29 protein-coding genes are annotated in these 24931 nt (G+C 54.8%); 2 read left to right on the top strand and 27 right to left on the bottom strand.

Going from position 1 to position 24931, the window contains the following annotated elements:
* Position 1: 1 nt before the first annotated feature.
* From ACYVRZ_RS00455 to ACYVRZ_RS00335, 25 genes are all read right to left on the bottom strand, one after another.
* Positions 2 to 265 carry a hypothetical protein gene (locus ACYVRZ_RS00455; protein ID WP_461223844.1) on the bottom strand — a complete coding sequence of 88 codons (264 nt, stop codon included), beginning with the start codon at positions 263 to 265 and terminating at the stop codon, positions 2 to 4.
* Positions 265 to 849: a phage tail tube protein gene (locus tag ACYVRZ_RS00450; RefSeq protein WP_461223842.1), complete on the bottom strand. Its 585-nt coding sequence runs from the start codon at positions 847 to 849 to the stop codon at positions 265 to 267. The genes ACYVRZ_RS00455 and ACYVRZ_RS00450 overlap by 1 nt, the downstream gene beginning before the upstream one ends.
* Before the next feature lie 14 nt (positions 850 to 863).
* Positions 864 to 1199 (bottom strand): hypothetical protein, encoded by a 336-nt coding sequence (locus ACYVRZ_RS00445; protein ID WP_461223840.1) that lies wholly within the window; start codon positions 1197 to 1199, stop codon positions 864 to 866.
* Positions 1200 to 1433 carry a hypothetical protein gene (locus tag ACYVRZ_RS00440; RefSeq protein ID WP_461223838.1) on the bottom strand — a complete coding sequence of 78 codons (234 nt, stop codon included), beginning with the start codon at positions 1431 to 1433 and terminating at the stop codon, positions 1200 to 1202.
* Positions 1426 to 1764, bottom strand: coding sequence for a hypothetical protein (locus tag ACYVRZ_RS00435; RefSeq protein ID WP_461223836.1), 339 nt, complete (start codon positions 1762 to 1764; stop codon positions 1426 to 1428). The genes ACYVRZ_RS00440 and ACYVRZ_RS00435 overlap by 8 nt, the downstream gene beginning before the upstream one ends.
* Positions 1751 to 2149: a phage Gp19/Gp15/Gp42 family protein gene (locus ACYVRZ_RS00430; RefSeq protein WP_461223834.1), complete on the bottom strand. Its 399-nt coding sequence runs from the start codon at positions 2147 to 2149 to the stop codon at positions 1751 to 1753. The genes ACYVRZ_RS00435 and ACYVRZ_RS00430 overlap by 14 nt, the downstream gene beginning before the upstream one ends.
* A gap of 4 nt (positions 2150 to 2153) precedes the next feature.
* Positions 2154 to 2429, bottom strand: coding sequence for a hypothetical protein (locus ACYVRZ_RS00425; RefSeq protein ID WP_461223832.1), 276 nt, complete (start codon positions 2427 to 2429; stop codon positions 2154 to 2156).
* Positions 2429 to 3358, bottom strand: a complete 930-nt coding sequence (locus ACYVRZ_RS00420; RefSeq protein ID WP_461223830.1) for a phage major capsid family protein — start codon at positions 3356 to 3358, stop codon at positions 2429 to 2431. Before ACYVRZ_RS00420 ends, ACYVRZ_RS00425 begins: the two co-directional genes overlap by 1 nt.
* Positions 3359 to 3366: 8 nt before the next feature.
* Entirely contained in the window at positions 3367 to 3843 is a 477-nt protein-coding gene (locus ACYVRZ_RS00415) for a capsid assembly scaffolding protein Gp46 family protein (RefSeq protein ID WP_461223828.1), read from the bottom strand.
* A 70-nt stretch (positions 3844 to 3913) separates the two neighbouring features.
* On the bottom strand, positions 3914 to 5311 hold the full coding sequence (locus ACYVRZ_RS00410; protein ID WP_461223826.1) for a terminase: 1398 nt from the start codon (positions 5309 to 5311) through the stop codon (positions 3914 to 3916).
* A gap of 84 nt (positions 5312 to 5395) precedes the next feature.
* Positions 5396 to 5638, bottom strand: a complete 243-nt coding sequence (locus ACYVRZ_RS00405; protein ID WP_461223824.1) for a hypothetical protein — start codon at positions 5636 to 5638, stop codon at positions 5396 to 5398.
* Positions 5635 to 6699 (bottom strand): hypothetical protein, encoded by a 1065-nt coding sequence (locus ACYVRZ_RS00400; protein ID WP_461223822.1) that lies wholly within the window; start codon positions 6697 to 6699, stop codon positions 5635 to 5637. Before ACYVRZ_RS00400 ends, ACYVRZ_RS00405 begins: the two co-directional genes overlap by 4 nt.
* Complete coding sequence (locus ACYVRZ_RS00395) at positions 6647 to 7930, bottom strand: hypothetical protein (protein WP_461223820.1); 1284 nt, start codon at positions 7928 to 7930, stop codon at positions 6647 to 6649. Before ACYVRZ_RS00395 ends, ACYVRZ_RS00400 begins: the two co-directional genes overlap by 53 nt.
* A 159-nt stretch (positions 7931 to 8089) precedes the next feature.
* A complete protein-coding gene (locus tag ACYVRZ_RS00390) occupies positions 8090 to 8425 on the bottom strand; it encodes an HNH endonuclease signature motif containing protein (RefSeq protein ID WP_461223818.1) in 336 nt (111 codons plus the stop codon).
* 187 nt (positions 8426 to 8612) lie between these two features.
* Complete coding sequence (locus tag ACYVRZ_RS00385; protein WP_461223816.1) at positions 8613 to 9446, bottom strand: hypothetical protein; 834 nt, start codon at positions 9444 to 9446, stop codon at positions 8613 to 8615.
* Positions 9447 to 9613: 167 nt separating this feature from the next.
* On the bottom strand, positions 9614 to 10189 hold the full coding sequence (locus ACYVRZ_RS00380) for a hypothetical protein (RefSeq protein ID WP_461223814.1): 576 nt from the start codon (positions 10187 to 10189) through the stop codon (positions 9614 to 9616).
* A 27-nt stretch (positions 10190 to 10216) separates the two neighbouring features.
* A complete protein-coding gene (locus ACYVRZ_RS00375; RefSeq protein WP_262316794.1) occupies positions 10217 to 10558 on the bottom strand; it encodes a zinc-ribbon domain-containing protein in 342 nt (113 codons plus the stop codon).
* A gap of 34 nt (positions 10559 to 10592) precedes the next feature.
* Positions 10593 to 11378 carry a hypothetical protein gene (locus ACYVRZ_RS00370; protein WP_461223812.1) on the bottom strand — a complete coding sequence of 262 codons (786 nt, stop codon included), beginning with the start codon at positions 11376 to 11378 and terminating at the stop codon, positions 10593 to 10595.
* Positions 11371 to 11589, bottom strand: a complete 219-nt coding sequence (locus ACYVRZ_RS00365) for a hypothetical protein (protein WP_461223810.1) — start codon at positions 11587 to 11589, stop codon at positions 11371 to 11373. Before ACYVRZ_RS00365 ends, ACYVRZ_RS00370 begins: the two co-directional genes overlap by 8 nt.
* A gap of 29 nt (positions 11590 to 11618) precedes the next feature.
* Positions 11619 to 12284: an HNH endonuclease signature motif containing protein gene (locus tag ACYVRZ_RS00360; protein ID WP_461223808.1), complete on the bottom strand. Its 666-nt coding sequence runs from the start codon at positions 12282 to 12284 to the stop codon at positions 11619 to 11621.
* Between the two features lie 109 nt (positions 12285 to 12393).
* Positions 12394 to 13638, bottom strand: a complete 1245-nt coding sequence (locus tag ACYVRZ_RS00355) for a hypothetical protein (RefSeq protein WP_461223806.1) — start codon at positions 13636 to 13638, stop codon at positions 12394 to 12396.
* 1948 nt (positions 13639 to 15586) lie between these two features.
* On the bottom strand, positions 15587 to 15799 hold the full coding sequence (locus tag ACYVRZ_RS00350; protein ID WP_461223804.1) for a hypothetical protein: 213 nt from the start codon (positions 15797 to 15799) through the stop codon (positions 15587 to 15589).
* An 8-nt stretch (positions 15800 to 15807) separates the two neighbouring features.
* On the bottom strand, positions 15808 to 16041 hold the full coding sequence (locus ACYVRZ_RS00345) for a hypothetical protein (protein WP_461223802.1): 234 nt from the start codon (positions 16039 to 16041) through the stop codon (positions 15808 to 15810).
* Positions 16042 to 16561: 520 nt separating this feature from the next.
* Positions 16562 to 17128, bottom strand: coding sequence for an LOG family protein (locus tag ACYVRZ_RS00340; protein WP_461223800.1), 567 nt, complete (start codon positions 17126 to 17128; stop codon positions 16562 to 16564).
* Between the two features lie 66 nt (positions 17129 to 17194).
* Complete coding sequence (locus tag ACYVRZ_RS00335) at positions 17195 to 20716, bottom strand: MMPL family transporter (protein ID WP_461223798.1); 3522 nt, start codon at positions 20714 to 20716, stop codon at positions 17195 to 17197.
* 164 nt (positions 20717 to 20880) lie between these two features.
* Here ACYVRZ_RS00335 and ACYVRZ_RS00330 point away from each other — a divergent pair, with 164 nt between their 5' ends.
* Positions 20881 to 21474 (top strand): TetR/AcrR family transcriptional regulator, encoded by a 594-nt coding sequence (locus ACYVRZ_RS00330; protein WP_461223796.1) that lies wholly within the window; start codon positions 20881 to 20883, stop codon positions 21472 to 21474.
* A gap of 56 nt (positions 21475 to 21530) precedes the next feature.
* Here the strand turns inward: ACYVRZ_RS00330 and ACYVRZ_RS00325 are convergent, their stop codons facing one another.
* A complete protein-coding gene (locus tag ACYVRZ_RS00325; RefSeq protein WP_461223794.1) occupies positions 21531 to 22346 on the bottom strand; it encodes an HAD family hydrolase in 816 nt (271 codons plus the stop codon).
* A gap of 2 nt (positions 22347 to 22348) precedes the next feature.
* Positions 22349 to 22906 (bottom strand): TetR/AcrR family transcriptional regulator, encoded by a 558-nt coding sequence (locus ACYVRZ_RS00320; RefSeq protein ID WP_461223792.1) that lies wholly within the window; start codon positions 22904 to 22906, stop codon positions 22349 to 22351.
* Positions 22907 to 23182: 276 nt separating this feature from the next.
* On the opposite strand from ACYVRZ_RS00320, the gene ACYVRZ_RS00315 reads away from it, so the two are divergent.
* Complete coding sequence (locus ACYVRZ_RS00315) at positions 23183 to 24928, top strand: glycoside hydrolase family 2 protein (protein ID WP_461223790.1); 1746 nt, start codon at positions 23183 to 23185, stop codon at positions 24926 to 24928.
* Positions 24929 to 24931: the final 3 nt, after the last annotated feature.

Genomic DNA, 24931 nt, shown 5'->3' with positions numbered 1-24931 from the left:
ATTAGTTTTTTACTGGGCCGTCCGCTTCAAAAATCTCTTTGAGCTCTTCACCAATTCGGTCAGCCGGGACAATGCCATCAGCCGTGCGGACATGGTCCTTCAGAGCCTTGGCCTGCTTCTCGCCCAGCAACATCTTCACGGCTCTCACCAGAGCGGCAGGGCTCTCATCAAGCTCTTCAAGGACTTCGAGCAACTCATAGTTGTTGGCCCGCTCTTCGGTAATCTCGTACTCAAAGCCCGTGCTAGTCTTGCCTTTCAGCTCCATTATTCAGCCCCCGTTTCGGTAGGTGCGGCCGCGCCAGGCTTGTTGATGTACTCATAGTGCGAGTTACCACTTGCATCAGGAAGCGCCGTGAGCGTGGTTTCATAGCCCACAGCATCCTCATCGCCATACTTGACTTCCCCAAGCTCGGACACCTGACCTGCTGGAATGACAATCCGCTTCAGGTTGCCCTGCTTGAGAATCATGTCCACCACCAGCACGTGAGCAGGCAGTTCGGTTGCGTTGGCCTTAATCTTGATGCCGGTGTCGAGCGTGCCCGTGACGTTGCCTTCACCATAGACTTCCTTGAGCACATCGATGTTCAGCGCTTCAATCAAGGTGTAGGTGAATTCGTCGGTCTTTTCCTTCTGGACCACAGCAACGGTGTCCCCACCCCATGCCGCAATCTTGTCAGAGGAAGGCGTGTTCTTGTTGGTGAGCCCATCATCCGAGACATAGCCCAGAGACTTGAACTCGGAACTGAGCGCCGCAATCGCATCAGTCGGCAGTGTAGTACCAGCTGGTGCAGAGTAAATGGCCCCGCCTACTTTAGGCTTAGCCGTTGAAACATTGTTTGTGTCTGCCATTACATATCTCCTAACTAGTAGTAACCAATATCGAATACGGCTTGATAGCGGTATCGCTTGGTTGTCGTGTCTGTAAAGTTGTAGTCAGAGTTGAGACTGACTGACCTGATGTCATCCAGTTCAATCATGTCCTCAACCGCTTGCTTCACCTGTTCGTTGAGCTGAGCCGCGTCGTATAGAGAACCCGCATAGCTCTGGAATGCAAACGTCCCGCGGGACAGGTGATTCCGGTTTGCCCCGCCTGTTCGCTCAATCAAAATGAACTGGTCAGGGGCCTCACTCGGAACCTCAAAAAAAGACGGTGCCGCCAAGCGACCGTCCAGAAACTGCTTCATCGTCTGTTCAATCAATCAGCGCACCGCCTTCAATAGAGTGTTGTTCTTCATGTTGTCGCGCCTAGCCTCAAATGAGTCTGCTGAGACCATAGCGTTTGCACGATTCTTGCCGACATAGACGTCCTGTTTGTAGCCATCACCAACTCGACTCTTGATAGCATCGGCGTGTTCCTTGAGGATTGCCTGCATCTCTGGTGACCGCATCAGCTCTCTGACACCGGCCTGATTCAGCTTGAATCCCTTAGGCATAGCGCTCCACCGTCACTTTCCTGTTCCAATCAAGCGGGGTGTTCGCCTCAATACCTTCGAGTGGAATGCCGAAGACTCGCCATCTCTGGTCAAAGAACCTAACCTCTTTGTCTTCCCAATCATGGGTGTCTCCCTTGGGAATCGCGAGGGTGTAGATTGCTTTGCGCCCAGTCAAGTCCAGCACGCTTACTGCATCAGCAGCCGTTGTCGGTGCGACTAGGACGTTGTCTACTTGGACTTCTGAATCCTTGTAGGTTGGGTGGCCGAACGGGTCAGTGCCAGTCTGAATCTTGTCAATGAGGGTGACTGTGATGCCCTTAATGTGTGTCATAGAGCTCAATCACCCCGTATCTCTGCCGTCTCAGCCCGAGTCGTGACAGCTCAGAGTTCTTGATGAACAGGCCGCCACCCGGGACCAAGTAGCTTCCAGACCATGTGTAGCCGTTAGCCCCCTCAGACGCCTGTGTCATGGGCTCTTGGTTCGTCGAGGTCATTAAGGTTCGGGCCACGATGTCCACGGTTACCGACTTCACAACACTCATCAAGGTTGGGTGGACATAGACCATCTCATCGAGGTCCTTGCCGACTTTCCGCGCCTCTTCCCTCAGCGAATCGCTAACGACCCCTAGCAGGGCCGGTGCGCGTTGCTGTTCATCTGCTTTCAATGGGCGCCAGAGAATCTCAAGGTCGTCCACTGTAGCAAAGTCCTCGTGCATCGAATCATCCTTTCATCATGAGGTCGTAGAGCTCTTGCTTTCTCGCCTTTGCGTCGTAGGTGATGCCAAGTGAGTTGAGCTCTTGTTTAATCTGCTTCACGGTTACGCCGTCAATACCATCACCAGCTGGGGCGGGTGTCGGTGCGATAGGTTGAGCTGTTTGTTCGGTCTCAACTTTCACAGCCGGCTTTACTTCGGCACCAAATGGCACCCAATCACCGCCACCAATCGGCGAGCTAGTCGTGATGACAGCGCCCGTCCTAGCGTTCTGGTATTTCATTATTCAGCAGCCGTAGTGGTCGTTGTTGAAGTGGTTTCAGCCGCCTTGGTGACACGTGCAAAGCTGGACGCGTCAAGGATGCCCCAGCCAAGGTAGGTCTCAGAACGCAGGTAGACTTGGTTGTAGCCCTTCAGGTCCTGACCAGAGTTGTCTGGGTCACCATACTGAATGACTTCCAGCGGAATCTCTTTGGCATAGCCCCACTTGAACATGTTGGCAAAGTCGCCGAGGATAGCAACGTCATCAGTGCCAGCGCCGACAGTCGTGTTGATGTCAGACGGCAGGCCGTTGATTGCACCAGGGTTAGCGCCCCATGCGAGTTCTGGGAACAGGCGAACGTTGTTGGTGTCACTGGTGCGCATTGCGGCCAGAGCGGCAGAGAACTGCGGGTCCAGAGCAAGACCAGAGACAGAGCCTTCAGCACCTTGAATCATGGCAACCGCAGACTCAATGTTCTGGTCCGGGTTAGCATCGGTGAAGGTCACAGCCTGAGTCACCGCCTTGTCGAAGTGGTTGTCCCCAATGACCGTAGACGCGGCCTTAGTGCGTGGGTTCAGACCGTGGAAAGCCATGATGTCCAGACCACGGGCGAGCTTCTTGGCATAGCCTTCGTTGAACGCCTTCAGAGCATCGAGCTTGTACTCTTCGGAACCATAGAGGAATTCGTCGGACACGCGAGCACCATACTCGACCTTGATTGGCACGATGGTGATAGGCGCAATGGACACGCCACCATGGGTCTTCTTGCCGTTTTCAGCCACGACGTCGATGTCGCTATCCATGGTGAAGGTGAATTCCTTCTGGCCGTTGAACGCGATTGGGGTCTGCTTGGACAAGACGGCGATGGAACTCTTGCCCTTGACCTTGTTAATCAGGTCAGATACCAGGGTTGGGTCAAACAGGTTAGATTTGCTTAATACGTTAGACATATGTTTACTTATTCTCCTTCGAGGTTAAGCCCACTGAGTAGGCTTTGATATGCACCAGCGCCCTCAACGTTCGAGCCCTGCTCTACGTTCTTGAGAGGTGGTGTTTGGTTGTTATTGCCGATATATGAAGCAAGACGTTCAGCATCAGCTTGAATGCCCGCTTCATCATCACCCACAAGGCGGTCTGCAAGGTCATAAGGAAGGCCATTCTTGAGCGCAATCTTGGTGCGCAGACTCGACCGCTCATAGCCGCTAATCTTCGTGTTCAATTCGGCGAGGCTCTTCTCTTGCTCGGCCGCTGACTTCTGCGATTCAGCCACGGTGGTCTTCAGTGCGCCATTTTCAGACTCAAGTTCAGTTGCACGCGTCTTGATTTTGTCATAGTCGGCATACTTGGCCTCAATGGTTTCCTTTTGGCGTGCGAGGCGTGCTTCAATGACCTTGTTCAGGTCCTCTTGTGTGGTGATAGGTGTAAATTCTGACATGTGAATCCTTTCTCCCGCTTACCCGGCGGTATCGGTGACGTCTAAAAGAGACCCGGAATAATCCGCGTCTCTAGTAGTAAACTCGTTGCTTCTTTTTCGGCTTGGTTGTGACGCAAGCCCAATGCGCTAGTAAAGCGCTGTCCATAATGCTGATGTCAATATCATCGAATTGAGATTTGTAGCCGAAGCCGCCGTTCGAGCCGATGTTCCGCTTGATACAGTTCGTAACCGCAGCTGTCATTGAAGGCTGGTCATTATGTCTCAACTCTTGCTGGTAGACCCCTTGCTCCCAGAGGCTGTTGGCGTTGATTATCTCTTTCACCGTCGGCAACACAGGCGCCTTGAGTCCAAAGTCCTTCATCTCAGCCGCCAAGTTGTTCTGACCACCCGCGCCATCCACAACCACCGCTGCTACATCTGCACTCTTCAACCATGCGATTATCCATTGGTTCCCGTCACGTATAGGACGGCAGTCAATCGTTTCTACAAAGACTTTCTTTGAGAGTGTGCGAACAGCGATGCTCATGGAGACGTTGGCTCCATCGTTTCCGTACTTGATGCCCACGAATGGCTTACCCTGGAACACCGGCATAGCGTGAACCTTGAGCTGAGCCCATTCGTTGGCTGAGATAGCGGACTTCTGATTGTACTTAATCCAAAGACCTAGGCGCTGGATGTTGAAGTCGATGAGGTCATCACCAATCTCATCCTGGATGGAACGCTCTGTCATGATGGTTCCTAGAGATGGGTTGCACATGTACCACAGCTCACGGTCATGCACATCAGATTGATTCTCAACACCCCACTCAGCCCAGCCGACGTTCTCTAGCTTGCCAGCTAAGGCCGCGTTGCGTAGCCCGACAAACACTGTGCCGCTAGACAATGGTGTTGGCGGCGTCCCACAGAGTATCGTCTGCGGATTCTTGGAGTCTGAGACAACGTACTTCAGCGCTGACTCTTGGTCTGTGGTGTACTCTTGGGCCTCATCGATGACCAACAAGTCGAATCCTTCACCTAAGCCACCAGTGGATGTCCGTGTCCGGAATTCTACTCGGCCGCCCGTCTCTTTGATGTCAATTCGTTCCCGGCCTGAGGCTCTCAGGGAGTTGTACTCAATCTTGGCCTTGTCGAGAATCTTCATCAAGCGTTCCCACGATGAATGTGATGTAGTGGTGCGGTGCGCTGTGTGAAGCACCTGTTGTCCGTGCATGAGACCCCAGAGCTCACGAATCACAATGACTTCGTTTTTCCCGTTTCGTCTAGGGAGCGAATAGCCGAACTTCGTGTGTGTCCAGAGCCCCTCATCGTTGGTGGCAAAGATGTCTTTGCACAGGTCTGATTGCCATTCTTGAGCAGTACGGCCGGACTTTTCATAGAGGTCAACAGCTTCTCGATATTGTGTATCAGCATATGGTAGAATCACCGATTGAGTCGGATGTTGATTGCCAAGTCGTACCTGGTCAGTCATTCTAATCCTCTCCAATCCCGCAGTTTAGCGACGTGCTTGGGTCAAAATGTGCAGTAAAATAGCACCCAGAATTTTGTCTGCGTGCTAAATCGCGTCTATGTCGATGCCGGACTCACCCAACTCAGTGAGAGAGTGACCTCCGAAAAACTCATCGGCCATCAGGTCATCAATGTTGTCGTATGCCTTGGTCGCATTGCCGTACCATGCTTGGTAAGTCGGCACACTGTCGTGGACTTCACTCGCCACGCCACTCTGCTTGCCATTCACAACGAATCCGACGTCGGCGTAGTCATACGCAATCATCTTTTTAATCTCACTTGCGCTCATAGAATTTTTCGATTCTCCCTTCTCTCTTTTGGAGTCAGCTCTCGGCTTGTCTTATTTTTCAGACTGCCATCTTCATCCCACTCGTAGTCAACCGCGTGTTCACCATGGAATCCTAGTGGGTGATGCTTGGGGTTCCCGTGGGTGTCCGTGTGGATGTCACGAATCTTTAGGCCATTTTCATCGTAGAAGCTACGAATTTTGACGATGTCTGATAGATTAACCTTGTCGATGACATCAAACGGATTCGCGCTCTTAGGTGGATTATCGTGACCGTTAATTCTTTGGGTCGCTTTTGGCTCAACTATCTTTTTAGAGTCGATGAATTCCTTTTCATCATCTATTTTATCACTATTATTTGGATTACGCCACTTCTTTGTCCAGACGTTTTGCCGTTTTCCACTACCCGGGTTGTAATCCACCGTACATCTGCACCGTTCATGGCGTCTATAGATGTCATCAGGTAGGTCGAAGTAGTCATAGACACCCGCTAGGTCTGAGCACCACTTGCACGCCTTGCCCATGAGTCGCCGCGTGATGATTGGATGCAGACCAGCCGCACTCTGGAACTTACAGTTGGCGTCGATGCTGTCATCCACAATGGATTGGGTGAAGTTGACAACGGGGTCATCCAGAATCCACTTGATTTTGTCGAAGTCGGGTTCGCTTGAAACCCGGTTGACAATGCCATCAATTTTGTCCTGATTCAGCACAGCCTTCTGGACCTCAAGGCCAATCCCAGCCTGTTCGTTGAGCAACTTCTGGACATCAGCTGTGTATCCGGACACTAGGTCGAAATTCTTGGCTAGCGTCTCATTGAGAATCCGCTGAGCGATGTTGAAATACAACTTCTGGTCTGGCAGTGATGCACCTTTCAGGTTGTAGCCAAGAACCTTAGCTAGAATCTCGCCTGTCTCGATTGCGAATGTGTTGGCTGTTTGGTAGGTGGCCCTGCCCGACTTCAGAGCTCTAGCAGCCGCCTGTAGCTTTTTGCTTGCCATAGCCTCTGCGTCAAACTGACTGTTGATTGTCTTCAGCAGGCTCGGCACTATGTCCTCGGCCATCGGCGTCAGCTCCCTTCACACCAGTGAGATTGCGAATGGTCTCTGCGTCGATGAACCCTGGCACCGCTTGGTTCAGCTTGATTGCGCCATCACCTACCAGGGCAAGCGCGGCGGCATCAGCCTCGAACAGTGGCTCCCACATCGGAACTGTCAGAGCAAATTGCTTGCGATTGTATGCGAAGCCATCTCGCAGGCAAGCCGCGATGTAAGCCACGTTCAGTAGGCCAGAGCCAAGAGACCGTTGTGCCTTGCGCCCAGCCAGTCTCAGGTTCTCATGTGCGGCCTTGATTGCTTCAACAGATGATGGGTTGTCTGACACGAAACCCAAGTCATCCAGTGTTAAGCCGGTCTCCCCAGCGAATCCAGCGGCGGCCGTTCTGAGTTGCTCAGTGAACGGGGACATAGATGCTGTAGTGAACTGACCAAGCGTCGGCGACTTACCTTCCTCATCTGAGTTGAACTGAAGCATGGATGAGATGGTGGCCTTCCAAGCATCAAGTGGCTCGGCATCATTACTCAGCCCGACTACATACTTTTGTGGGAAGCTGTAGAACTCAGCCGTGATGTCAGAGCGTTCGAGTGTGCGTTTGGCGTAAGATTGGTAGTACATGCCAGCCCGTGTGATTCTGGACCGGCCGAATGGTCTCACAGCATCAGGCCGGTGAATGATTGGCACCAGCAACGGGTGGCCTACCGGATTTGGCAAGCTGAAGTCTGGGCGGCCGTCGGTGTAGTGGTAATCGGTGCGGTCAGGCAGGAAGTAAGCCTCTAGCGTGGCGTGTTCATACTTGTCCCGCTCCAAAACTGCGTAGCCCTCTGTCAGCAGGCCGGTGATTGGGTCGATGACTCCGGTTGCGTTGCTGGCCTCGATAACCTGGAGCTTGACGTCGCCATTCGCGCCCTTCGAGATGTAGATGAAGCTGCAAGACGCGATTAAAGCCGACAGAATCGCTGAGTCGAAGAACACGTCCGGGTTGTTAGCCTGAAAAATCTCATTGACGGCGAAGTTGTCGTTGTCGAACTCGCGAAACACCAGCCGGTCAGCCAGACTGTCAACACCTTTAGCACACCAGCCTAAGACTGAACGGTACTGGTAACGGGCCGCAGCCGGAATCGTGATGCCAGGTTGCTGGTCAACGTGTTTCATCGCATATTGCTTGTAGCGCAGGTTCACTCGGCCCTGATGAACCGCTAATTTGTTCCTTAAATAGGGTAATCCTACTTTTTCCATTTCTAGCCTCCATTTTGCTCAAGAGAATATTCGTACAGTGACGGCGTGAACGACAGCGCTGGCCCCGGGGAGGGGCATAGGCCCCCTTCTCAGCCGTTGAAAGCGGTTACGGTACGGGGTATGTCAAATCTCGCAGAACGTCTCACAGGGCCTCTCACGTCATCCTCTGTACATGGCCCAATTCATCATCTGTGGCAGGTTGCGGTTGCCTAGCGTCTGTGGCTCAGCTTGTGGCGTCTTGAATAGCTTGTCTGACTTCTGCCGGTTGCAAGTCCAGTGAGCCAGCTGTAGATTGCTGATGTCTGATGGATGCCCGCCCTTGTTGATTGGTATGATGTGGTCGATGACGGGACTCATCGGGTCAGGCGCCTTCAGCCTCTTGTCGACTGGCCGACCACAGATGCCACAGGTGTTCTGCGTTGCCAGTATGATTCGCTTGTTCTTCTCGAATGCCACCCGGTGGGCACCCTGTCTATCTGCCCTGAGTTCTGCCACGCTGTCACCACCTTTATGTACTGTTATCAATTAGTCCTTATACTATATATACGTAGGGGTGTTCCTATTTTTATCTCTATGGTACAAAAAAGCACCGACATATAGCCGATGCTCTTCTTAATGTTTATTTTTCCGAGACCTGTGCTTCCTGCTGGTAGATAGTTTCACAGTTTGAAGTGTTCTTAGTCTACTCGGCCTGCATACTGCTCAGTACCGAATGAGCTAAAGCCCCATTTTGCACGAACACTTCATGGAGTGCCTCGTTCAAGATAATGTCACCAGACCATGCGTCCGAGCCCTGACCGGCAGGGTGCATAATCATCAAAGTGTCACCAGAAACTCTGTATTCCTCATAGGAAAGTGGTGTTCCTACTGAGCTACTACCTGTAGTGTTGGTATCTGCTGAGTAGGTGATTGTTGAATCTCGAAGGCTACTGAGCGTAGCCGTGACATCAACATCGCTCCTATTCTGCTGTCCGAAAACCTGTGCCAACAAAGCTAATTGTTGACTTGTATACTTTTCGCTGGTATTGCTGTCCTTTTGGCTTTCAGACTCGTCATCTACCTCACCACCAGATACTACAGCATCAGCAGCTCTGTTTTGGGCGATTGCTTCTTTATCCTTCAAGCTATCAGAAGTACTACCATTTCCTTTAAATGCCATATAGGTATAAGCAAGCGGGAATTCATTGCTTAAATATATGAAGGTACCACCACCAACGAAGTACTGTGGGTTCATATTGTCAAAGATGCGTTCAATCATTTTCGACTTTCCAGGTGCGATGATTAGTGTTTTTGATACTTCGGGCTTTTCAGGGTCTTCTTGGGACTCATAGAGGAGAATTTTACTGGTATCCAGAGTAACCTTCTTTTCTGTTTTATTGGTGACCTCCATATCCACAAAGCAAGGAGAATCACCTTGGCCATTCGTGCCTGATGTCGCCTCAGACGAATCTTGTGTGGCCTTAAAACGGAAAAACACCTTATCCCTATCTACCTTAGGCAGCTGGTGATAAGACACTGCTTTGGTTTCCTTTTTCGCAGAGCTCTTCTTATGTACTAGTTTAGACTCAGAGCTCCGTGACGCCTGCTGTAGCTTCTCTGCGTTACTAGTACGGTGCGCACTACATCCTGCGAGTAAGATGAGCGACAACGCAAGTACAACCACTCTTTTCAAACGGGTACCCCCTAATTCTTAATCTTGGAATATTTGACTAAAACTGCATTGACTGTTTCTGGTTGGAAATCGAAAGTAGTGTCATGGAAGACACCAGTTAGCTTCTTAGTGAAAATACCAGAGATTTTGGATACTTCCATCGATGTATCTTGGAATGTTGCGTCATCGGGGTTAGAGTCTTCAGACAATCCGTTAGTCCATTTGAGATTTTCAGCATTACTCTCAATGTCCCAAAATCTGTTATAGTTACTCGATTGGTAAGAAAGCATGTCCGCCAATTGACCTGAAGAGTTTAAGTCATCGACGTATGACTTCGAGTTCTTACTTATGAGTAGCGCACCATATCCGTTTTCTTTACCACCAAACGCGAGATACCCGGTATCTGTCCATTCACCATTCTGTTCTGTCTTAAGCACAAAGATGTTGCCCTCGACTACGTTTGCCGTGCTGGTGGAGACGCTTCTATACCAAAGCGAGACCGCTGTTACTAGCAATGAGAGAATTAGAATTGCTATATATTTTGTATTTACTTGTTTGGCACTTCTGCTAGGCTCATTTGTGCTAACTTTATCATTTGATTCAGCCATATTCTCATTTCTCCTTCAACATGTGTACTATTTTTTTGGCTTAAAAAATACAAAGCCAAGGACAAACGAAATGACGTAGGAGAGTCGTCCGATAAAAATTGCTAAAAAGGATGCAATTGCGAGCGTCACAAAAAATTTTAGCCAATTGGGCCAGTTGTAGAAACTGTCTACAGCGGAACGTGCATCCCGTTCCACTTCTGTTGTTTCGGTCACCGCGACCTGCTCCTGTTTGTTTGGAGTACTATGAATACTTTGAGTGCTTGTCTTTTGAGATTCAAGTTTGTGACCGCATTTGACGCAGAACTTTGCGTTTTCAGGTACTTTTGCCCCGCATTCGGGGCAATAGGCGATGCCCGATTCTTCAGTCATTTGAGTTCCCCCACAGTTTTTACGTATTCAGCGCTTATTGTACCATATGAATTCGTTTATATACATTATTTACCATACGATATTTGTCTGTGTTGCCCGCATTGGCAAAGCTCTCAATCAGCTTTCTTTGGTGCTTGATTGCCGGGTCATCAACTAGGTCGTTGGCGAGCATCGGGTGGATGTTAATCCATTCTTGCACCGTGTCATCTGTGTAGTCCTCGGACTCAACGATTGATACCAGCTGTGTCAGCGCGGTTTGCTCGGCTATCAGTGGGAGCCGCTTATATCCAGCTCTTACCCTGTCGATGGTGGATTGGTGTGACTTCAGGCGAGCGCAGACGTCTGCCATCTTCTTGCTAAACTGGCGTGGCGACATGTTGTAGCGGCTCATGGTCTCTGCCTTGCCGCTTGTGAGCACTGACTCTATCCACTGGCGAGTAGCTGTGTTGGCGAAGACTGCCTCTACAATCGTCTGGGCCTCATCCAGCACACGTGGGGAATCTACCTGCTGGGCACCCTCTGCCAAGCCGCTATCTTTCAGCTTCTCTGCCACCGCGTTCTGCCGGGCATCAGCTGACCATGAGCGTCTCGCAGCATCCTGGCGTCCGTGGTGAATCATTACTGGCAAGCTATAGTCCTCGGACTCTATGGCGTCTAACACCTCTGCATCCGTCCAGTTGGTTAAGCGATGGATGAGTAACTCTGTGATGAGGTCCTGCTTTGCGTCTTTGCGACCGATTGATAGCTGACCCATGAGCTTGCTGGTGGCCTGGATGAAGGCTGGTGTGGCCATGACTGATTTAATTGTCTGCTCATTCACGGTGGTTGCCCCCTATCAGCGCGATGACAGCCACGATGGTAAAGATGAACGCTGTGGCAAAGGCCAAAAACATGAAGTAACTCACTACTGACCCCCAGTCAACAGTGATGATGCCGGCCGCCCGAAGCAAAACCATCACAAGCCCAATGCTGTATGCAAGATTGAAGGGCCCGAAGCCCCCGGTAATTCTAATGTTTTCATTGTTTTCCATTGTTTCATCTCCCGTTTTCATTGGCTTTTTCATTTTGTGGCGCTCAAAAACTCTGATGTGCTGTTCTTGGCATAGCTGAAGGTTAATCCCCTTGCAGACTCACCAGGATAGGTTCCGTTGCACAATCCAGCGATGGTCTGTGCTGATAGGCCAGTCTCATGATGTGCCTTGTTGATGCTTGGATATGTGCCCACCAGACGGCCCTCTGTGTCCCGGCAGGTGACCTCATGGCCCTTGAATGAACCTCGGCGTCCTCTAAGGTTGTCTGCATGAGATAGCCAGTGCAGGTTGGACAGCACGTTGTTCAGGCGATTGCCGTCGATGTGGTCCACGTCTGAAAGATTGTCAGGGTTGCTGAGCCATGCAAGGGCGATTAGGCGGTGTAAGGGCACCATTGTCTGGCGGCCGTTATCCTTTGTTGCAGTGAGAACCTCATATCCGCTGTTGTTGATGGCGGTTGTCAGCACAGCCCCATTGAGGCCCATGACCTGACCTTGGGCGCTGGTGTAGTATCCGGACCACGGTGTAGGACAGCGCTTCCATCCCATTGTCTTGCTAGGCTCAAATGCTCCCCCACGCTGGTCAGACGGGATAGAGGCCATATCGTCGATGTCGAAGAACCAACTGGCCCCTGCCTGCATCATCATCCGCTTGTTTCTCTTATCCAGTTTGGTCATTTCTTTTCTTTCAATCATATGTATTTCTCCTTTTAATTTGCTGTACCGAGATAATATAGTTAACAGAACTCGTTTTTAGCCCATTTCCGCCCTAAATATGTATTTGTAACATAAATGTAACATTTAGTTAGTCATCCAGCAGTTGCGAAATCTTGTCCTTATTGCCAGCTTTCACTGCTAGTGTTTTCAAGCACTGAAGCAAAACATCACTATTAGTTGAAACAACGAGTTTCTCGGCTGGTGAACCCACCTGCCACTCGCCCAAGTCATATCCAAGCGCTCGTGCTTCCCTGGCGGACAACTTCATTGCTTGTACTGCTCTTAGAGCTAAACACTGGTCAACATACTTAGTAGCAGTCGCTTTAGATACGTTTGCGATAGCCTCTGTTGTATCCTGAGCCGCCGCAAGCGTCATAATGGGTGTGTTGTCTACTGCGTTGCTCGCTTGAGCAAGCATGAACCCGATGACCGGTGCTGTGACTCCGCTGTGCAGGTCGGGAAAGTAATCACGCGCTGCATCCTCGCCCAACAGCTGGCTAATAACCGTCTTGCCAATTCGCGTGTTGAGATTCAGCTTGAAGTTCCGCTGGACTAGTGACCAGTCGGCGTCGTTGAAGTCAGATACAACGTAGATATGATGAGTTTCCACTGGCTTTCCAGTGGCGGAGTCATGGCTCACAGACAGGACGCGTCCCTTCTCGGTCAGCTCATCGTCCTGAGCCAATCTGAGAAACCCAGCAACTCTGAGCTGTATCAAAGCATTCGCGAGCACTTCGTCACTTGCCTCGGCGGGACGCTGCATGCAGGCTCTCACTGTGTCTCTAGTGAGATACAGGCCACATCCTGGCTCTACCGTGAGCTGGGAACCTGACACTTGATTGAATAGTGCAAGGCTCACTGCACGGGCTACATCCGCCAGAATGCGCTTGTCTTGACGGTAGATGTCATCCTGACTGAAGACCTGGAACAACTTGCGCTGCGAGGCTGGAGTCTTCTTGTGATGGCGGTCAGTCAGAAAGTCAATAGTAGCCATGTTCGTTAATCCTAGCTTGAGTGCCGAGCGGTAATCCTCGCGTTGTTGCACATTAGGATAGTATGCAGCAAGCATCTCAGGCAGGCTCACCACGTTATCTCCCATCGCTTCTGCTAATGCGGCTGTAAGGCTGATTGCTTGCCGCGGTGGGGTTGCCAGCTTCTGCTTACCAACCCTTTGGACCTTGCACCTCAGCAGGCGTGAGGCGTTAGTGCTACTCAGGATGGCCGTGATGGTGGTCTTCTTGGCCGTCTTGGATGGGGCGTGCTGTGTGAGCTGGGCCATGGCATCTGCATTGTGTTGCCAGTCGCTCAGGATGGGTTGTGTTGCATATTTCATATAGAATCTCCCTTTTTGTATTCTATCGTTCCGTTTTTACACATAGTAATCTAGCTTACATTTCCGAGTTTTGTAAATTTTATGTAAATATTTGGTTACAGTTGTGTTACAATTTACGTTTTTAAGCAAAGAAAAAAGGCTATCATCTAATCAAGTTGACAGCCTACCCTTATGTCTCTATTATACCATGCGAATACTGCATTCATGGTCGAACCCCTTTTTCTGGTCATCTGGTGAGTTGGGCCAGTTTCGAGGCGCGCAAAAGTGGGGGGAACCTCGCTCGAAGATTCCCCCACCCTTTAGCCATACTCTCCCAAGGGATACAGCGATTTTACCCCCTGTTTTCTACCGCCTATGAGGGGGTGTTCTAGAGTCCCTTTCTGCTACCCTTATAATGACTTATAGCGGTAGCACTCTATCCATACTCTCCCAAGGGATACAGCGTTTTTACCTTCCGTTTTATACGCACTATGTACTTAGTATATACGTGTATACTCCTCAGGCTAGTCTCAAAGGTGACATCTGAGGCTCATGGCTCGCTAACGCTCACCCATCGCGACTCAGGGAGATTGCTTTGTCTAGAACTCAAATGTTCTACCAGTAACCTGAGGTGGTCTTCCTCAGGTGCCCTCAAGGCGGACAGCCTTGTGGACAGCCGGTCTTTGGCTGGACATAGCACTTGACCTTGCACTTTGAGGTTGTTCAACACAGGTTGTTCAACACAGGTTGTACAGGATGGTAAGCCTTTACTATCTGGCGAAGCCAGCACCACCTAGGCAGTTAGTCTGTACAATGCAAAGCTAGTTGTATGAACAAAGATGGGACTACCTCAAAGACCCTAAGACCAAGTTCAAGACCACCTATGTCCAGAGCAAAGTACGCTCTGTCCACAAGGCTAGGCGCCTTGAGGCCCTCGGATTAAAGACCAATCCGAGTCAGAGACAAATAGCCTTTCAGGCTTGAAAACCCATCTACCTTTCTACAGCGTGTAGGACCTACTAGCCTATTAGTACCGGCGAAGCCGGATGTGTAAGGCTTACTCGCTACACAACCCAACAACCTCAGGACAACCTCAGGCTAGAGCGCCTATAAGGCTCATTCCATTCGCCTTAGCTGGCTAACACTTGGCTATGCTCATAGCATCTTTTTTTCGGCTGTAAGCCGCATCATCATGCTTACCTCTAGCCATCCTAACCATCTCTCTTTAGACAACACTAGGGCACTCTCAGGGCCTCATACAGCGTGTTTAGCACTGGCATTGCCAGATACCCTCACGCTTTCCAATGGCCCTGAAACACCCCTCTAAAGCTCTCTATCAGCCTGTCTCAATCAACCTCTGCCAAGCCACTCCCTACGCTTTGTGAATTGTTTCACGTACGTCTTCTCCCTAGTCACTCGGAATCTGCTCTCACGTCTCTTTCTAGGCACTTTTCTGCTTCTAGGCATAACTAGGCACGATTGGGCTTAAAACGCCACCAGGGCTACGTATGGGCCTCTAATGGCATTCTGTGAGGTCTAGGTAAGTTGGTCCGAGGTAACATCATGCAGAACACCTGTGGATTCAACACAATGCTACACAGCTCTCACGTCGCCTTCACAGCGTTTAGGATGATAGGGGTATAACTAGACCTCAGTGCGCCTAAAACCTTGCTACGGGCCTCTCAGGGCCTCTCATGGGCATTGTAGCATAAAAAAAGCACCCACCTGCTGGCGAATGCTTACATACTCTCATGACCGTTTTTGACCGGTTTTACCATTGGCTAGGTAGCTCTCTAGGGCCTGCTGAATCAGGTCTGAGCGGCTGAATGAGCCCTCTGTGCGCTTCCCGGTTAGCCGTGCGATTGCGTCCCGCTTACCATCCACAGCTGCGTCCAGGGCCTGTATGAGGCTGTCAGGGAGCGTTGCGTTGATGCGGGTCTTGCCCTTCGCGATTGTCATGCTGTTCCCCCTAGAAGCTTCTCGCTTCAACCGAATCCGACAGGACAACCTCACCGGTCTTGAGGCTGATGACATGGTAGGTGTAGACCGGGTACTTGTGAGCTGGCCACATCTCACCAATGGCAATCTCGATGCGGTGGTCATCCTGTGATAGGCCAAGCCCGTTCATAGCCTTCACAGCCTCTTGGCGAACCTCGTAGTTGTCTTCCACAATCTTCATCATGCTACCCCCTAGTCCAGTGCCTCTTGCAATGCCTCAAGGTCGAGGCTTGTCATGGTGTCCTTACGTGCGATGTTGCGAGCCACGATGACCGCGTGGGCGATTCTGTCGGATGGCTCTACATCCTGCATCCTGAGGTCCTTGTAGAGGCTGTCTGCCTCGCCCAGTGCCTGTACCCCTGATTCAACGTGCCCTGCTCGAATCTCCCTGATGCCTCGTGCCAGCAAGCTCTCTACCTTGTCCATGTCGTGACCCCCTATGTCTGCTCGTATCTCTCAACAAAGATAGTGTACCATGGTGCATCACCTTTGTACACCCTGAAGTCGGAAAAGTTTTCTGGCGCAAAGAAATAGCCACCCCAAGATGAGGTGACTAACATGCCTTGCTGGCCGATTCAGATTAATTACGATGTTATTTTATGTGTTCAAATTCCGCAAATCTCATGATGTCTCTCATGTTACATTTGGGACCATTTTTCCTCTGAAAATAGTAGGTTCCACCCTATTTTTTGCTCATGTAAGCGCTTTATATACGGTTTTAAGGCATATGAAAGCGCTAACACTCCGGCTAGCCACGCGGTTCCACCCTACTTCAAGGCCGAAGCCTTGCGCTTGCTTGCTGGCTCGAAAACGCCGGTGACCTGCGCGGCGGCAAGGCTTGCACTCCCCCTTGCTCGCTGAACGCCGCTTGTCAGGCACCCTTTTTCTCAGCACCGATTTATTTGACTCCCATTATACCACACGCCGTCTGGTTGGCAAGCGCCGCTCAGCGGTAGCGGCGAACCGCCGGCGGCTGGTAGGCGCCCATGAAGGCGGCGATGGCGGTCAGGTCGGCCGAAAAAAAGAGCTTGCTACGGTCGGTGGCGGTCAAAAAACCGGCGGCGACCATGTCATCGAGCATCGCGGCCAGGTGCCGCCAGTACCCGCCAACGTCGTAAAAGGCGCAGGGCCCGGCAAAATCCCCAATCCGTGTCCACGAGAAGGCCTGACTCATTTCCTCCAGGGTCCCCGGACCGCCAGGCAACGCGATACAGCCATCCGCAAGCGTCAGCATCCGCTGCTTGCGAACCGACATGTCGGCCACCACGTCGAGGTGCTTGAGCCCTTCAAGCGCCGCCCCGCGGTCGTAAAGGTTCTGCGGCATGATGCCGATCACGTCACCCCCCGCGCCAAGTGCGGCCGTTGCGACGGCCCCCATCAGGCCATTGCCACTGCCGCCGTACACCATGGTCCAGCGCTGGGCCGCCACGAAGCGGCCCAGCCGCGTGGCCGCCGCCGAGTACTGCGGGTCATTGCCCATCGCCGCCCCGCAAAACACTGCCACTGTTGTCATCAGCTTCCCCCCTTATCAGGCTCATGATACCAAAAAAGCCGCCGGTAAGGGCGACTTTTCACTGAATCAGTGGGTCGCGTGTTCCCGCCGCTCGTGCCAGTCGGTCAGGCTGATCAAGGCCGACATGGTCAGCGGTAAGATGATGACCAGAATGACCAGGCCAAAAATCACGCCCAGGGCCACCTGAATCAGGGTGGTGACGCCGCTTGGCATCAGCGCCGCGAACGTGCCGCCCAAAATGATGGCGGCGGATACGACGACGGCGCCGATGGCCGTCGCCGCCTTTAGCATGCGCGACTTCAGGTCCGGTTCGGCCGCGTCATCCTTGTAGCGAATCATCAAGAAGATGCTGTAGTCGACCCCCAGGGCCATCAGCATGATGAAGGTGAAAAATGGTGTGTTCCAGGTCAGCATGGCGCGACCCAGCACGTGAGCGGAAACCAGCCGGGTCAGCCCCATCGCGCTGACATAGGCCGCAAGCAGGGTGCCGATGATGGTCAGTGGCTGCAACAGCGACTGGGTGACCACAATCAGGGCCAGGCCGATGCCGATCACCATGATGGCCGCGGTGCGGGTGAAGTCGCCGTTGGCCAGCTGGCGCAGGTCGTGATCCTGGGCGGTTTGACCGCCGACGGCAACCGTGGCCCCGGCCAGCTTACCGTGCTTGAGTTCGGCACTCAGATCACGCTTCAGCGTGGTGAACTGGCGGTCGGTGGCACTCGAATTCGGGTCGCCTTTGAACACCACGGTCAGCGTGGTGATTTTGCGTCCCGCGGCCATGTAGGCGGCCAGGGCCGGCGCGAAGGCCTTGGCGTCGATGCTGGACTGCGGCAGGTAAAAGGCCGACCCGAGGTAGGAGCTTTGCAGGCCGCCAAGGTACTGGCGCATCGCCTTGTTCCCACTTTGAAGGGTCCCCAGGCCTTTGGTCGCGGTTTTCAGGCCCGTTTGAAGCTGACCGACCTGGGCGACCAACCCGGACATCTGGGTCTTCATCTGCTGAACCCCCGCGTTGACCTTGGTGTTGCCGGCGGCCAGCGTCTGCGCTCCCGTGGTCAGGGCCTGGTTGTTGCCGGCGAGCTTTTGGGTGCCGGCGTGTAGCTGGTCGGTCCCTTGCGCCAGCTGGGTGTCGGCCGTTGCGACCTGGGACGCACCGGCATCAAGCGTTTGCGCCCCGGTCGCCACTTGGGCGGCCCCGGTGCTGACCCGATTGAGGCCGCTGGCCAAAACGGTGTTGGCAGTCGCCAGCCGCGTGCCGGCAGACGCCAGCTGTGCGTTGGCAGACGCCAGCTGCGTGGCACCTGAGGCCAACTGATCGGTACCGTCGGCCAGGTTCTTCGTTCCCGTGGCCAGCGCCTGGGTCCCGGTGGTCAGCTGAGTGACCTTGCCGGACAAAGCGGGCAGTGTCGCCGTGAAGGCCGTCACTTGGTCGTTCATCGTCTTGGCCCCGGCGGTCAGCTGAGTGACCGCGGTTTGCAGTTCGGTGATGGCTTCGGCGGAAAGCTGGCCCTTGGTCGCCGCCGTGATCAGCGGCATCATGGCAGACATTGAATCGGCCAGCTTGGCCAGCTGATCCACCTTGGACTCAAGGGTCTGCATCCCCGCACTCATGGTGCCGGTGCCGGTTTGCAGCTGGGTCAACTTGCTGGTGAGGGCCGGCAGCTGCTGGGTCAGGGTGGTCACGCCCGCGGCCAGCGTCGCACTGCCGCTCGCCGCGGTTTGGGCGCCGGTGGCCAGCCTGGCGCTGTTGGTCGCGATGCTGGCCGCACCGGCTGCCGCCGCCTTGGCCCCGGTTGCGGCCTGGGTGCTGCCAGTCGCGGTTTGACCAGCGCCAGCGGCCGCCGTCTTGGCGCCGCTGGCAACTTGGGTGGCACCGCTTGCCACGGCCTGGCTGCCGCTTGCGACCGCCTTGGCACCGCTGGCGGTTTTGGTCGCCCCACTGGCCAGCTGACCGGCCGCGACGTTGGCGCTTTGAACGCCGGTCGCGTAAGTTCCCAGGCCGCTGTCCAGCGTCTTGGCGCCGCTTGCCAGCTGCTGGGTGCCGCTTGCCAGCTGCTGAACCTGCTTGACGCTTGCGCCAAGGTTGGCGGCGTCAAGCTGCGTGGTCGCCCCACTCAGGCCGGCCTTGATCTGGGCCAGGCCTTTTTGCGAGGCGGCCAGCCCCTGGGTGATGGTGGCCAGCTGCGATTTTAGGTACATCGCCGTGATCTTGGTGCCACCGGGCTCGGTGACGCTCGCGACGGTTTTCACCCCTGGCTCCTTTTGCAGGTACTGCGTCAGCGCGTCGATGGCCGCAAGCTTGGCCGGCGTGTCCAAGCGCGACTGACTTTGAATGTAGACGGTTGCCGGGGCGGTCATCCCCTTGGAGAAGTGCTTTTGAATGACCACGTAGCCAGCCTTGCTCGGGTAGCTGCTCGGCAGCTCGTCGGCGTTGTTGAAGTTCTCCTCGGCGCCAAAGGTGGCGGCAAAAGGCACCGCCAGGGCGAAGACCGCGGCCAAAATCACCGCCGGCCTGGCCAAGGCGGCCTTGGAAAGGCCGTGCCACAGCCGTGAGCTGGTGCTGCCGCCGGCCACCTTGCTCGGCCAAAACAGCCGCTCACCAAGCGTGGCCATGAAGAACATGTTCAGCGTGAGCAAGACAGGCAACAGCACCAAGACACCGATGGCCACGGCCGAAGCGCTTTGATAGAAGGAAAACTTGGCCAGCCACAGCACGGAAAAGCCGATCAGCACCGACACCCCGGAGTACAGGACCGTGCGACCGCCGTGGCGCCTGGTCGCACGCATCGCGGCTTGGGCCGACTGCCCCTTGGCCAGCTCACCCTTGAAGTAGTCGTACAACAAGATGTTGTAGTCGGTCCCAATACCAAACAGGACCACGACCAAGAAGACCTGCGTGAAGTTGGAAATCGGAAAACCGGCGTGCTGCGCGAGGTTCATCACAATACTCAGGCTGGTGATGAAGGCCACGCCGACGTTCAAAAGCGAGATCACCGGCACAATCGGCGAGCGGAACACCAGAATTAAGACCACGAAGATGAAGACAATCGCGATCACTTCCGTTTTTTGGATTCCCCGTTCGGTGACGGTGGAGAAGTCGTCGTTCAAGGCGTCGACCCCGTTCACGTAAGTCTTGACCCCGGCCACCTTCAACTGGTGGGTCAGCGCTTCGACCTGCGGCTTAACGGTGCCGGCCTTTTTGACCGTGATCTGCGCCAGTTGGGTGGTGCGATCGGCCGCAATCAGCTGCTTTTTGGTCTGGGCGTTGGCATTGGGGGCGAGCACCGCCTGCACGGCGAGGTGCTTTTGGCTGTGCAGCGCGGTTAAGGCGGCGTCGATTCGCTCGCTTTGCGCCGCGGTCAGCTTGCGGTTACCGTTGCTGAAAACGGCGGTGTAGGTGCGAACGTTCTTGTTCCCGTTGGCCTTCTTGGCAATCCGGTCGGCGACGCTGCTTTGCACGCTGGCCGGCAGGCGAACCGCCCCGTTTTGGCGGACCAGTGCCGACACGTTGGGCAAGGTCACCACGGCGACCACGACGACGAGGAGCCAGGCGATCAGGGCCGGCCACTGTTGTTCACGAAACTTCTTCACTGAAATCACATTCCTTTGGGTGCGTTAATTATCTAATCTTGGACAGTTGTCAAAACACAACTTCGATGATAAAGTGGACGCGGTGAGGAAGCAAGTGACAACACCCGGATGTTCGACCAAGTTTTGACAAACGACCAGGCATTGTCCAAAAGGAAGGCGATTTCATGAAATACGATCCGACCCAGAAGCAACCGCGCGGCATCATTCGCACCCAACGCGCGTTCAGTGACGCGATGTTTGGGCTGCTGGCGCAAAAGCCGTTCGAAAAAATCACGGTCAACGAGCTGTGCCAACTGGCCGACTACCCCCGGGCAACGTTTTACAACTACTTCGACGACAAGTACGACCTAATCGGCTACTGCTGGTACTGCCTGAGCAAGGAAATTCACCTCACGGATGTCCAGGAACACCCGCAAGACGGCGCCTTGCTCGAGCTGTTCGGCCAAACCTACCGCGTGTTTGCCGCCCATCAACCGCTGCTGTTGGCCATCGTGGCGCAAAACCCGCTGGACAGCCAGCTGGTGGCCAATTTTTTGCACCACTTCGCTGGCGTGGTCGAGGACCTGATTGTCACGCGGTTGCGGCTGCAAGACACCGTCACGCCGGTGGCCCTGGTCGCCAAGCACTACAGCAACACCGTGCTGCTGATCCTCGAGTGGATTTTCCTGGACCGGCACCTCGTTCCCCTCGAGGAGGCCCAGGACTACCTCAAGGACCTGCTGACGCCACCGACCACCCATGCCGCCGCCAGCAACTGACACGAATAGGCGCCTGCTTCCCCAATCGGAAGCAGGCGCCTATTTTCATGTCTCAATCACCCACGTTGCGGCAGGCGGCCGGCCAGCACCAGGTCGATGCCTTGAAGCACCCCGGCCTCATCGTTGCTGGCGGTGCGAAAGTCGGTGTAGGCCGCCATGTTCGGGGTCGCATTGGCCATCCGCACCCCGTAACCCACGGTTTGCATCATTTCGATGTCGTTATCGGTGTCGCCGAAGGCCATCATCGCGGCCGTGGGGATGCCAAGCGCCGCCCCCAACTGCTTCAGGGCTCGCCCCTTGTTGACCTGGGGTGCCATCAGGTCGATAAAGGTCGGACCGCCGACCGTCACGGCCAGGCGCGGCTGAAACTGCGGCCGGTAAAAGGCCGCGGCCTGCGCGTAGGCGTCGCCTGCGGCCAAGTACACCGTGGTTTTGGGCACAGGCACGTCAAGCGCCATCAGGTCCGGCACGAACGCCATGGTGGCGATGAAATGCGCCATGTCGTGTTCGACGCCGCGGTCCGCCTCGGCAAACAACGTCGCGTCGAGGCTGCAGACGAAGGGGATGCCGATGCCCCTGGCACGGGTTTGGGCCACCACCTCGCGGTAGGCTTCGGGCTGCATCAGGTTGGTTGCCAGCAGTTCACCGTGCCGCTTGACCACCGCCCCGTTCTCCGCAACCAAGCTGATGCAATCTAGCACCGGGGCGAACATCGCCTCCAGCGTGTAGACCGCACGGCCACTGGCCGCGACGAACTCGATGCCGGCCGCCGCCAGCCGCCGAATGCGGCTGAAAGTCCCGGCCGGCAGGGTTTTGTCGCTTAATAAAAGCGTTTGGTCCAAGTCACTGGCGATTAGGCGAATCGGGGTCATCATCAAGCTCCTTTGACGGTCGCGGCAAGGGCTACCAGGTGCTGATCCAAGACGGCGACCACGCTGGCCTGATCAGCACTCAGGCTGCCTTGCAGCCAATCACCCACCAACCCAATCATCCCGGAGACGGCATAGCTCAGCGCAAGCGTCGTGTCGGCATCCAGTGGGTTGAGGTCCCACGCCGAATTAAGGCTTGCCACCAAGGTCTGCTTGATGCGCCGGGTCACGGCGCTTTCGTTGGCGCTGTCTTTGACCAAATCGAGAATCGGCCGCTGGGACTGCAGGTAGCTGATGCAAGTGGTCAACCAGTTCTGGTAGCTGCCACCGATGGGCTGAATGCTGGCGGGTTCGAACTGCTTGACCAAGGCGTCGACCACCTGATCGACGATGCTGGCCTCAAGCGCCGACAAGTCCTTGTAATGCAGGTAAAACGTACCGCGGCCGATGTCGGCCAAGTCGGCAACCGCGGCGACCGTGATGGTCTCCGGGGCCGCGGCGCGGCGCAACGCCACGTAGGCGTTTTCGATCGCACGGCGCGTCTTGATTACGCGTCTGTCCATAAGCTCGCCACCTTGTCGTGTTAATTGATAAACATCCGTTTGGTAATGAACACATTTTACCACGTCGCCGTGAGTTATGCCAACCATCGTCAGCCGTAATGAACTAGTGTTTATTAATTACCGTCAGTTGATTAAAATACGGATTTGACCTGTGGTCAGCGGCGGTGATCGCGGATTGCCAAAATTCCCTGCTCGTAATTGTCTATTTTCTAGCGGTGGACTACGATAGAGGTAACTCATCTGCCGCTGTGTGGCGGCGTCTCGGAGGCGACCTGAATGACCCAATCATTACCGCACGACGCAGCGGCGCAATCACCAGCCGCGCTGCTACTCGACTACCCCAGACCCCAGCTGCGCCGCGCCAACTGGCAGTGCCTGAACGGTGCTTGGGATTACGCCATCACCCCAACGGCCGCGGAGCCTGTGGCCTACGACGGCCAGATTAACGTCCCCTTCTCGCCGGAAAGTCGGTTGTCCGGCGTTTCGCGTCAGCTTCAGCCGGGTGAAACCCTGTGGTACCGTCGCACGGTTGACCTGCCTTGGCACACCGCGGGTCAGCACGTGCTACTGCACTTCGGGGCCGTCGACCAATTCTGCCGCGTGTTCGTCAACCGCCAACCGGTCGGCGAACACCTCGGCGGTTACTGGCCCTTCACCATTGAGCTGCCGACGGACGCGCCGACCATTGAGCTAATTGTCGCGGTTCAGGACCGCTCCGACCGTGGCCTTGAGGCATACGGCAAGCAAAAGCTCGACCGCGGCCACATCTGGTACACCGCCCAAAGCGGCATCTGGCAAACGGTGTGGCTGGAGGTCACCCCGGCCGTGTACATCGCCGATCTGACCATCACGCCCCAGGTCGCAAGCCAAAGTGTCAAAGTTAATGTGCGGCTGAACCAGCCGGGCCACGCCGCGATCACGGCGACAGTGCGTCAGGCCGGCGCAATTGTCGCCCAAGCCACCACCGACCGAGCCAGCCTGACGTTAACCCTGCCGCGGCCCAGGTTGTGGTCACCGAGCGATCCGTTTTTGTACGACCTCGAGCTCTTAGCCGGCGAAGACCTGGTGCAAAGCTACTTTGGAATGCGCGATTTTGCCCGGGGCAAGGACCGGCACGGCCACGCCGCCTTTCTCCTCAACGGCCAGCCGCTTTTTCAATCCGGGCTGCTGGATCAAGGCTACTGGCAAGACGGGCTTTACACCGCCCCAAGCGACGCGGCGATGGTGGCGGAGCTGACCGCCATCAAGGACATGGGCTTTAACATGCTGCGCAAGCACATCAAAATCGAGCCGCTGCGCTGGTACTACCACTGCGATCGGCTGGGCATCCTCGTCTGGCAGGACCTGGTGTCCGGTGGCGGCCCTTACCAAGACCTCATCATTCGCCAGCTGCCTTTCCTCGGCGTGACGCTTGACGACCACGACTACGCACGGCTCGGGCGCGGCGATGCCCGGGGCCGGGCGCGGTACTTGACAGACCTCGACGCCACGGTGGCCCTGCTCAAAAACACGGTCAGCGTCTGCACCTGGGTCCCTTTCAACGAGGGCTGGGGCCAGTTCGACGCGCTTCGCACGGCCGGGCGGCTGCGCAAGCTCGACCACACCCGGCTTTTGGATCACGCCTCTGGCTGGTACGACCAAGGCGGTGGGGATTTCAAGAGCGCCCACCGCTACTACAAGCCTTACCGGGTGACCCCAGACGCCAAGGGGCGCATCCAGGCGCTGACTGAATTCGGCGGCTACACCCTGGCGGTGCCGGGGCACACCGCAACGGCGCGACCATACGGCTACAAGCAGTTCAAAACCGCCGAAGCGCTGACGGCGGCCATTCAAAAACTTTACCGAACCAAGGTCTTCGGGAATCTCGAGGCGGGGCTAGCCGTAGCCATTTACACCCAGGTCTCAGACGTCGAAGACGAGTGCAACGGCCTGTGGACCTACGACCGCGCCGAACTCAAGGTCAAACCAGGCGTCTGGCAGGCCATCAACCGCCGGCTTCAAGAGCAATACAATGCGGATTGACCG

The organism is Lacticaseibacillus suihuaensis (genome assembly GCF_054785075.1).
The sequence above is the reverse complement of the archived record's forward strand: the minus strand, read 5'-3'. Positions and strand labels throughout refer to the sequence as shown.

Excerpts from the sequence above, each read along its gene's own strand:
- ACYVRZ_RS00455 (WP_461223844.1), bottom strand. The coding sequence starts at position 265 with ATGGAGCTGAAAGGCAAGACTAGCACGGGCTTTGAGTACGAGATTACC.
- ACYVRZ_RS00450 (WP_461223842.1), bottom strand. The coding sequence starts at position 849 with ATGGCAGACACAAACAATGTTTCAACGGCTAAGCCTAAAGTAGGCGGG.
- ACYVRZ_RS00440 (WP_461223838.1), bottom strand. The coding sequence starts at position 1,433 with ATGCCTAAGGGATTCAAGCTGAATCAGGCCGGTGTCAGAGAGCTGATG.
- ACYVRZ_RS00435 (WP_461223836.1), bottom strand. The coding sequence starts at position 1,764 with ATGACACACATTAAGGGCATCACAGTCACCCTCATTGACAAGATTCAG.
- ACYVRZ_RS00430 (WP_461223834.1), bottom strand. The coding sequence starts at position 2,149 with ATGCACGAGGACTTTGCTACAGTGGACGACCTTGAGATTCTCTGGCGC.
- ACYVRZ_RS00425 (WP_461223832.1), bottom strand. The coding sequence starts at position 2,429 with ATGAAATACCAGAACGCTAGGACGGGCGCTGTCATCACGACTAGCTCG.
- ACYVRZ_RS00420 (WP_461223830.1), bottom strand. The coding sequence starts at position 3,358 with ATGTCTAACGTATTAAGCAAATCTAACCTGTTTGACCCAACCCTGGTA.
- ACYVRZ_RS00415 (WP_461223828.1), bottom strand. The coding sequence starts at position 3,843 with ATGTCAGAATTTACACCTATCACCACACAAGAGGACCTGAACAAGGTC.
- ACYVRZ_RS00410 (WP_461223826.1), bottom strand. The coding sequence starts at position 5,311 with ATGACTGACCAGGTACGACTTGGCAATCAACATCCGACTCAATCGGTG.
- ACYVRZ_RS00405 (WP_461223824.1), bottom strand. The coding sequence starts at position 5,638 with ATGAGCGCAAGTGAGATTAAAAAGATGATTGCGTATGACTACGCCGAC.
- ACYVRZ_RS00400 (WP_461223822.1), bottom strand. The coding sequence starts at position 6,699 with ATGGCCGAGGACATAGTGCCGAGCCTGCTGAAGACAATCAACAGTCAG.
- ACYVRZ_RS00395 (WP_461223820.1), bottom strand. The coding sequence starts at position 7,930 with ATGGAAAAAGTAGGATTACCCTATTTAAGGAACAAATTAGCGGTTCAT.
- ACYVRZ_RS00380 (WP_461223814.1), bottom strand. The coding sequence starts at position 10,189 with ATGGCTGAATCAAATGATAAAGTTAGCACAAATGAGCCTAGCAGAAGT.
- ACYVRZ_RS00375 (WP_262316794.1), bottom strand. The coding sequence starts at position 10,558 with ATGACTGAAGAATCGGGCATCGCCTATTGCCCCGAATGCGGGGCAAAA.
- ACYVRZ_RS00365 (WP_461223810.1), bottom strand. The coding sequence starts at position 11,589 with ATGGAAAACAATGAAAACATTAGAATTACCGGGGGCTTCGGGCCCTTC.
- ACYVRZ_RS00360 (WP_461223808.1), bottom strand. The coding sequence starts at position 12,284 with ATGATTGAAAGAAAAGAAATGACCAAACTGGATAAGAGAAACAAGCGG.
- ACYVRZ_RS00355 (WP_461223806.1), bottom strand. The coding sequence starts at position 13,638 with ATGAAATATGCAACACAACCCATCCTGAGCGACTGGCAACACAATGCA.
- ACYVRZ_RS00350 (WP_461223804.1), bottom strand. The coding sequence starts at position 15,799 with ATGATGAAGATTGTGGAAGACAACTACGAGGTTCGCCAAGAGGCTGTG.
- ACYVRZ_RS00345 (WP_461223802.1), bottom strand. The coding sequence starts at position 16,041 with ATGGACAAGGTAGAGAGCTTGCTGGCACGAGGCATCAGGGAGATTCGA.
- ACYVRZ_RS00340 (WP_461223800.1), bottom strand. The coding sequence starts at position 17,128 with ATGACAACAGTGGCAGTGTTTTGCGGGGCGGCGATGGGCAATGACCCG.
- ACYVRZ_RS00330 (WP_461223796.1), top strand. The coding sequence starts at position 20,881 with ATGAAATACGATCCGACCCAGAAGCAACCGCGCGGCATCATTCGCACC.
- ACYVRZ_RS00325 (WP_461223794.1), bottom strand. The coding sequence starts at position 22,346 with ATGACCCCGATTCGCCTAATCGCCAGTGACTTGGACCAAACGCTTTTA.
- ACYVRZ_RS00320 (WP_461223792.1), bottom strand. The coding sequence starts at position 22,906 with ATGGACAGACGCGTAATCAAGACGCGCCGTGCGATCGAAAACGCCTAC.
- ACYVRZ_RS00315 (WP_461223790.1), top strand. The coding sequence starts at position 23,183 with ATGACCCAATCATTACCGCACGACGCAGCGGCGCAATCACCAGCCGCG.